7 protein-coding genes are annotated in these 7,580 nt (G+C 70.6%); 3 read left to right on the top strand and 4 right to left on the bottom strand.

Annotated features, from left to right (window positions below; genetic code table 11):
* From QH283_RS13485 to QH283_RS13495, 3 genes are all read right to left on the bottom strand, one after another.
* Positions 1-204: TetR family transcriptional regulator (locus QH283_RS13485; protein ID WP_280503343.1), on the bottom strand; the 204-nt coding region annotated here is incomplete at its 3' end.
* Between the two features lie 70 nt (positions 205-274).
* Positions 275-1,039 (bottom strand): crotonase/enoyl-CoA hydratase family protein, encoded by a 765-nt coding sequence (locus QH283_RS13490; protein ID WP_280503344.1) that lies wholly within the window; start codon positions 1,037-1,039, stop codon positions 275-277.
* Complete coding sequence (locus QH283_RS13495) at positions 1,036-2,568, bottom strand: thiolase C-terminal domain-containing protein (RefSeq protein WP_280503345.1); 1,533 nt, start codon at positions 2,566-2,568, stop codon at positions 1,036-1,038. The genes QH283_RS13490 and QH283_RS13495 overlap by 4 nt, the downstream gene beginning before the upstream one ends.
* A gap of 330 nt (positions 2,569-2,898) precedes the next feature.
* Here QH283_RS13495 and QH283_RS13500 point away from each other — a divergent pair, with 330 nt between their 5' ends.
* Together QH283_RS13500 and QH283_RS13505 are read left to right on the top strand one after the other, a co-directional pair.
* On the top strand, positions 2,899-4,005 hold the full coding sequence (locus tag QH283_RS13500) for a DUF4185 domain-containing protein (RefSeq protein ID WP_280503346.1): 1,107 nt from the start codon (positions 2,899-2,901) through the stop codon (positions 4,003-4,005).
* A gap of 47 nt (positions 4,006-4,052) precedes the next feature.
* On the top strand, positions 4,053-4,730 hold the full coding sequence (locus QH283_RS13505) for a class I SAM-dependent methyltransferase (protein ID WP_280503347.1): 678 nt from the start codon (positions 4,053-4,055) through the stop codon (positions 4,728-4,730).
* A gap of 16 nt (positions 4,731-4,746) precedes the next feature.
* Here QH283_RS13505 and QH283_RS13510 read toward each other — a convergent pair whose 3' ends face one another.
* Positions 4,747-5,349: an alpha/beta hydrolase family protein gene (locus QH283_RS13510; RefSeq protein WP_280503348.1), complete on the bottom strand. Its 603-nt coding sequence runs from the start codon at positions 5,347-5,349 to the stop codon at positions 4,747-4,749.
* A 267-nt stretch (positions 5,350-5,616) separates the two neighbouring features.
* Here QH283_RS13510 and QH283_RS13515 point away from each other — a divergent pair, with 267 nt between their 5' ends.
* A complete protein-coding gene (locus QH283_RS13515; protein WP_280503349.1) occupies positions 5,617-7,440 on the top strand; it encodes an acyl-CoA dehydrogenase in 1,824 nt (607 codons plus the stop codon).
* Positions 7,441-7,580 lie beyond the last annotated feature (140 nt).

A 7,580-nucleotide genomic window follows, 5' to 3' on the forward strand; every position in this document is an offset into this window, starting at 1 on the left:
TCCCACGCCGCCTGCGCGCTGGCCCGCCTTGGTGGGTAAGGGGTGTGCCCGGGTGCCGCGGGGGACGCCCGCGCGGTTCTGCACCTCGAGCGTGGTGGTGCCCGCGTAGCCGACCTCCACCTGGCTCTCGACGGCCGCGTCCAGGAGCCGCGCGCGAGTGCGTGCGCGGCGCTGCGCCTGCGTCTCCCGGACGCGTTCGGTCATCGGTGCTCTCCCCCTGCTCTCATTCCCGTTCCTGCCGACTCGATGATTGTGCCGACTCGTCGATCGCGGCTCAGCGCCCCTGCCACTTCGGCTCGCGCTTCTCGGCGAACGCCAGCGCGCCCTCGGCGGCGTCCTTGGAGAACAGCGCGGGCAGCGCGATCTCGCCCTGCTTGGCGAAGGCCTCGGCCCGCGTCCAGTCCGGCGACTCGTCGATGATGCGCTTGCTGGCGGCCACCGAAAGCGGTGCGGCCGCGACGATCTCGGCGGCCAGCTGCAACGCGACGGCCAGCGCGCCACCCGGTTCGGTGACCCGGTTGACCAGGCCGAGCTGGTAGAGCCGGTCCGCCGACACGCGACCGCCGGTCAGCGCCAGCTCGGCGGCGATCGGCCGGGGCAGCCGCTGGGTCAGCCGCAGCACGCCGCCGCCCGCGGCCACCAGGCCGCGCTTGACCTCGGGGATGCCGAACTGCGCGTCGTTCGCGGCGACGATCAGATCACCGGACAGCGCCAGCTCGAAACCGCCCGCCAGGGCGAAGCCCTCCACGGCCGCGATCATCGGCTTGACCGGCGGCTCGGCGGTGATGCCGAGCGGGCCGCGCTTCTGGGTCATCGGCATCTCGCCCTTGGCGGCGGCGACGAGATCCATACCGGCGCAGAAGTTTCCGCCCGCACCGGTCAGCACCAGCACGCGCGCCTCGGCGTCGTCCTCGAAGGCGTCGACGGCGGCCTCGATCTCCTTGGCGGTGGCCAGGTCGATGGCGTTGCGGGCCTCCGGGCGGTCGATGGTGAGAACGGTGATCGCGTCACGACGTTCGACCAGCACGCTGGAGCTCATTCGGCAGTCCTCTCGGTGTTCAGGCTGACCCGCCCGCCCGCGACGATATCGATGCTCGCGCCGATCGGGTCGGATTCGGTGAAGGCGGTGATGGTTTCCTGGTCGGCGGCGCGCACCAGGGTGCGGGCGCCCTCCGGGGTGAGCGCGCTGATGATGACGGCCTCGGGCTCGTCGGCGCGCTCGGGGGCGGGGCCCTTGTTGTAGGGCACGGTGAACGATTCCACGGTCGCCGGGCCGGTGTAGCCGGGGGCGGTCGCGCGGGCGGCGTCGGGGGTGGGCACCTCGACGGCGCGGAAGAGCTGGGCGGGCGGGTTCGTGGAGTACACGCCGACGCCGTGTTTGGTGATGTACCAGCCCAGCGAGGTGGACAGCCCGTAGGAGCCGGGGTCGGTGCGCAGCTTCTCGGCCACCGCGGCGATGGCGTGGGTGCCGTAGTTGTTGCCGGGGCCGCCGCCGAAGGTCAGGCCGCCGGTCAGCGACAGCGGGCGGCTCGGGTCGTCGATGGGCAGGCCGAAGGCCTCGGCGCCCACCTGCACCGCGATCGGGAAGCAGGAGTACAGGTCGATGTGGGCGACGTCGTCGATGCCAACGCCCGCGGCGGTCAGCGCCTCCTTGCCCGCGGCGGCGATGGCCGGGGAGGCGGCCATGTCGGCGCGGTCGGTGACGTACCAGACCTCGTTGGCGGTCGCGCCGCCGTGCGGGAAGACCCACTTGTCACGCGGCACGCCCGCGGCGTCGGCGGCTGCCGCGCTGCACAGGATCAGGCCCGCGCCCTGGTCGACGGTCAGGTTGGCGACCATCAGCTTGCGGTAGGGGCTGGTGACCATGCGGTTGTCGCGGGTGGCGGTGATGATCTGCTCGACCGTGTGCGCCTCCGGCTGCCAGGCGTAGGGGTTGGCGGCGGCGATCTCGGAGTAGCTCGACCACAGTGCGCCGATGCGCCGCAGGTGCTCGGCCTCGCTGAGGCCCAGCTTGCCGCGCATGGCGTTCTCCATGAGCGCGTAGTAGTGGATCGGGCCCCACAGTCCGGCGGCCATCTCCATGTCGGAGTTCGGACCCTTGTCGGAGCCGAGCACCTCGTTCGGCGCGGCGTTGTCGGCCTCCTCTGCCCAGTCCGGGGTCACACCGGAGCGCTTGGCGGCGTTGCCCGAGGCGACGGCCTCCGCGCCGGTGACCAGCACGATCTCGGCGCGCCCGTCGGCGATGGCCTGCGCGGCCCAGTTGACCAGGCGCTGCGGGCCGTCGCCGCCGAAGCGGGCGGACTGCACCGTGTGCTTGGGCGAGGCGCCGAGCGCCGCGCCGACGGCGGCGCCGAGATCGTTGTAGGGCTTGCCGACCGGGGCGACCGCGGCGATGGCGTCCGCGGCGCGCAGCAGCTTGTCTCCGGTCCCGCTGTCCGCACCCGCGCGGCGCAGCGCTTCGGCGGCGAGGTCGACCGGGCCGGGCAGCCCCGGCTCACCGCTCCGGTGCACCGACTGACCGACGCCGACGAGCACGGGCGTGCGTGGGTCCATTCCGGCTGGCAGCATTGTTCCTCCGCTTTCCTCAATTACCGTCAAGGTTGACGGTAACCGCAGAACACGATTAGAGCAGAGCCGGGCCGCGTCGCACAATCGCGATCACGCATCATTGCGAGTCGGCTGCCGAGCGGGGGTCGGCAGCCGAAAGCGCCGTCGACCGGCCCGGTCACACCCCCGGCAGCCTGCCCTTTTCTCGGGAATGGGTGCTCGAGGTCACATTTCCCGGCAGTCCGCTGATAGCATCTGGCGACGATTTGCCAGCCAGTCGGAATGTGATTCGAGGCACAGAGATTGGACGGTGTCCGAGCCGTTCCGGCCATATTCGGAGGGCTTCGAACCTTGAGGAAGAGCGCGTCGCTTCTGCTGTCCACCCTGGCCGGAACCACGGCTCTGCTGCTGCCGTCGGCCACACCCGCCGCGGCGAATCCCAACGCGATCAACCCGATACCCGTGCTCAACGGCACCAACGGCCTGCCGAACCTGCCCGGCCGCACCGAAGCGGTCTTCCAGGTCACCGGCATGGCCAGCCCGAACAGCACGCACAACTACAACGTCTTCGGCACCGACCTCGGCATCATGTGGGACAACGGCCACGGCGAGATGCTCTGCGCCTTCGGCGACACCGCGGGCATCGGCTTCCCCAACCTGCTCGCGGGCAGCACCTGGGCGTGGCGGTCCAACATCCTGGTGCGCAGCCACACCAAGGATCCCGCCCACGGCATCTACTTCGACAGCGTCGTGCGCGACGTCTTCGGTCAGGCGCGCGATCTGATCCCCAGCCCGAAGATCCCGTTCGTCGAGATCAGCCGCATCCCCACCGCGGGCATCTCGGCCAACGGGGTGCAGTACCTGTCGCTGATGTCGGTCAAGAGCTGGGACGACGTCGGCCGGTGGACCACCAACTTCTCCGGCCTGGCCGCCTCCGCCGACAACGGCGAGACCTGGGCCGAACTCGGGCACACACACCGGCCGGCCGAGGGCGGCCACGCCAACTTCCAGATGAACGCCTTCACCAAGAGCGGCGGCTACATCTACGAGTACGGCACCCGCCCCGGTCGCGACAATCCCGCCTACATCGCTCGCGTGCCCGAGCGGCACATCGAGAACCTGGCCGAGTACGAGTACTGGGACGGCAACGGCTGGCGCAGGAACGACGTGGACGCCGCGGCCCCGATCATGCACAACGTCGGCGAACTGTCGGTGATGTACAACGAGTACCTCGGCCAGTTCGTCTCGCTCACCACCGACCCGCACAATTCCGTGGTCATGCGGCGCGCGCCCGCACCGGAGGGTCCGTGGAGCGCGCCGGAGGTGCTCATCGACACCCGTGAACTGCCCACCGCATACGCGCCGTCGATCTTCCCCTACCAGACCGGGCGCGATCTGTACTTCCTCACCACCGTGCACAGTCAGTACAACGTGGTCCTCATGCGCACCCGGCTCTAGGCGACGGCGCGGGCACGGCCGTGCCGCGGGTGAATACACTCACCGGCATGGACGCCGCCGACTGGGACGAACGCTACGCGCGCAGCGAATTGGTCTGGGGCGCTCCGCCGAACGACACCGTGGTGGAACTGGTCTACGGGCTGCGCAGGCACGCCGCCCAGGAGGCCGACGGCCTGCCGAGGGCGCTGGATCTGGCCTGCGGCGAGGGCCGCAACGCGCTGTGGCTGGCCACCCACGGCTGGCTGGTGCGCGCCGTGGACTTCTCCCAGGTGGGTCTGGACAAGGGCGCGACGGTGGCGACGCGGCTGTCGCGGTCGGTGCGCAGCCGCATCACCTGGCAGTGCGCCGATGTCACCGATCTGGACGCGGCGGGCGTCGACGGCCCGTTCGAGCTGGTGCTGATGTTCTTCCTGCACCTGCCCGCCGGCCGGCGCCGGGCGGTGCTGGCCGCGGCCGCGCGCAGGCTGGCCCCCGAGGGCACGCTGCTGGTCCTCGGCCACGACAGCACCAACATCGCCGACGGCTTCGGCGGCCCGCAGGATCCGGCCATCCTGTTCACTCCCGAGGACGTGGTCGCCGATCTGGCCGCCACCAGCCCCGACATGCGGATCAGGATCGCCGAGCGGGTGCTGCGCCCGACCGAGGGCGCCGACGCCATCGACGCCCTCGTGGTGGCCACCCGCGCGCCCGCCGACCCGGCACCGGAGCCCGACCCGGCGGGCTGAACCCCACTGCCCGGCCTCACTCCCGGCCGGACCAGCGCCGCAGCCAGGGCTCCACGCTCGCCGCGATCAGGTCGAAGCCGGTGCGGAACGAGTGCGGTTGCCCCGGGATCACCACCACCCGCGTCGCGTCGGCCGGGTCGGGGATGCCGAAGGGGTCCCGCTCCCCGTTGACCACGACGACCTCGATCCCGCCGGTGGCGAGCAGTTCCTCGCGCCGGGACTTCTCCGGCTTGCCGGGTGGATGCAAGGGGAACGACAGTGCCAGCACCCCGCGCGCCCCGGCCGCGAGCGCGGTCCGGCAGGCCACCCTGGCGCCGTTGCTGCGCCCGCCCTGGATCAGCGGCCCGTCGGGATGGCGGCCGCGCAGCCGGGTGACGATCTCCAGCCAGGCGGCGTCCTGCTTGTCCGCCGCACCGGGCGCGCGCCGGCCCGCCACCCGATAGGGCTGCACCACCCTCGCCACCGCGATGTCCAGGTCGAGGGCCGAATCACGAACGGCCAGAAGATCTTTCGCGTCGACGCCGCCGCCGGACCCGTGCGTCAACAGCAACAGGGCCCGCGCTCGCGCCGGCAGGTCCAATTCGACGTCGGCGGGGCCCGCACTGGTCTCGATGCGCACGCCCTCACCGTAACCCGGGGGTCGCTGTGCGCGCGGCAGCCCGCTCACCTGCACGTTCATCCCCATGTCAGCGGCGTGTTTTTCAGGTCACATTGCGCGGGAGGTCTTTTGCTCAGCCATTACCCAGCGGTAATATAGCGTAAAGTTACCCGCGAGTAGCAAGCGCTATCCGGCAACGGGTCCGGGCAGCGGGTCCGGTGACACCAACGGGCGGGAACGGCACGACACACCGACCGCACCAACTCAACGGAGAGTGAGTACACAGACATGGGTCATTACAAGAGCAACGTGCGCGACCTGGAGTTCAACCTCTTCGAGGTCCTGGGCCTGGGCAATCTGCTCGACAGCGGCGCCTACGGCGACCTGGACACCGACACCGTCAAGGAGATGCTCAACGAGGTGCGTCGCCTGGCCGAGGGCCCGCTGGCCGAGTCCTTCGCCGACGCCGACCGCAACCCGCCGGTGTTCGACCCCGAGACCCACTCCGTCACGCTGCCCGAGTCGTTCAAGAAGAGCTACAAGACGCTCGAAGAGGGCGGCTGGGACAAGTTCTCCGTCGCCGAGGAGCTGGGCGGCATCCAGTTCCCGCGCGCGGCCTACTGGGCCATCGCCGAGCTGATCCTGGGCGCGCAGCCCGCCGCCTTCATGTACGCCGCGGGCCCCGGCTTCGCCAACATCTTCTACAACAACGCCACCGAAGAGCAGAAGAAGTGGGCCCAGATCGCCGTCGAGCAGGGCTGGGGCGCCACCATGGTGCTCACCGAGCCCGACGCCGGTTCCGACGTGGGCGCGGGCCGCACCAAGGCCGTCAAGCAGGAGGACGGCTCCTGGCACATCGAGGGCGTCAAGCGGTTCATCACCTCCGCCGACTCCGACGACCTGTTCCCGAACATCATGCACCTGGTGCTGGCGCGCCCCGAGGGCGCCGGCCCCGGCACCAAGGGCCTGTCGCTGTTCTTCGTGCCGAAGTTCCACTTCGACCCGGAGACCGGTGAGCTGGGCGAGCGCAACGGCGTCTTCGTCACCAACGTCGAGCACAAGATGGGCCTGAAGGTCTCGGCCACCTGTGAGCTGACCTTCGGCGGCCACGGCGTCCCCGCCAAGGGCTGGCTGGTCGGCGAGGTGCACAACGGCATCGCGCAGATGTTCGAGGTCATCGAGCACGCCCGCATGATGGTCGGCACCAAGGCCATCGCCACCCTGTCCACCGGCTACCTCAACGCGCTGGACTACGCCAAGAACCGCGTGCAGGGCGCCGACCTGACCGCCAAGACCAAGGACGCCCCGCGCGTCACCATCACCCACCACCCGGACGTGCGCCGCAGCCTGGCCATGCAGAAGGCCTACGCCGAGGGCCTGCGCGCGGTGTACCTCTACACCGCCGCCCACCAGGACGCCGACGTGGCCGCCCAGGTCTCCGGCGCCGACGCCGACCTGGCCGCCCGCGTCAACGACCTGCTGCTGCCGATCGTCAAGGGTGTCGGCTCCGAGCGCGCCTACCAGTACCTGACCGAGTCGCTGCAGACCTTCGGTGGTTCCGGCTTCCTGCAGGACTACCCGATCGAGCAGTACATCCGCGACGCGAAGATCGACTCGCTGTACGAGGGCACCACCGCGATCCAGGCGCAGGACTTCTTCTTCCGCAAGATCGCCCGTGACCGCGGCGTCGCGCTGGCCCACGTGGCCGGCCAGGTGCAGAAGTTCATCGAGTCCGAGGCGGGCAACGGCCGGCTGAAGGCCGAGCGCAAGCTGCTGGCCACCGCTCTCGAGGACGTGCAGGCCATGGCCGCCACCCTCACCGGCCACCTGATGGGCGCCCAGGAGAACCCGCAGGAGCTGTACAAGGTCGGCCTCGGCTCGGTCCGCTTCCTGCTCGCCGTCGGCGACCTGCTCATCGGCTGGCAGCTGCTGCGCCAGGCCGAGGTCGCCATCGCCGCCCAGGACGCCGGCTCGGACGAGCCCTTCTACCAGGGCAAGGTCGCCACCGCGCAGTTCTTCGCCCGCAACGTGCTGCCGGAGCTGACCGCCACCCGCGCCATCCTGTCCAACCTGGACAACGACATCATGGAGCTGGACGAAGCCGCCTTCTGATGTCCGTCTAGGACGAGCAGTTTCCCGGGGCCCCGGGGGGGGGCCGCCCCCGGCCGGGCGCCCGAAAGCCCCGCCGGGGTAAGCCCCCGAAGGATTAAAATCGGAAGACAACCCCCCCCCCCCCCCGCCCCCCACCAAAA

The organism is Nocardia farcinica, from assembly GCF_029867845.1.
Classification (GTDB): domain Bacteria; phylum Actinomycetota; class Actinomycetes; order Mycobacteriales; family Mycobacteriaceae; genus Nocardia; species Nocardia farcinica_A.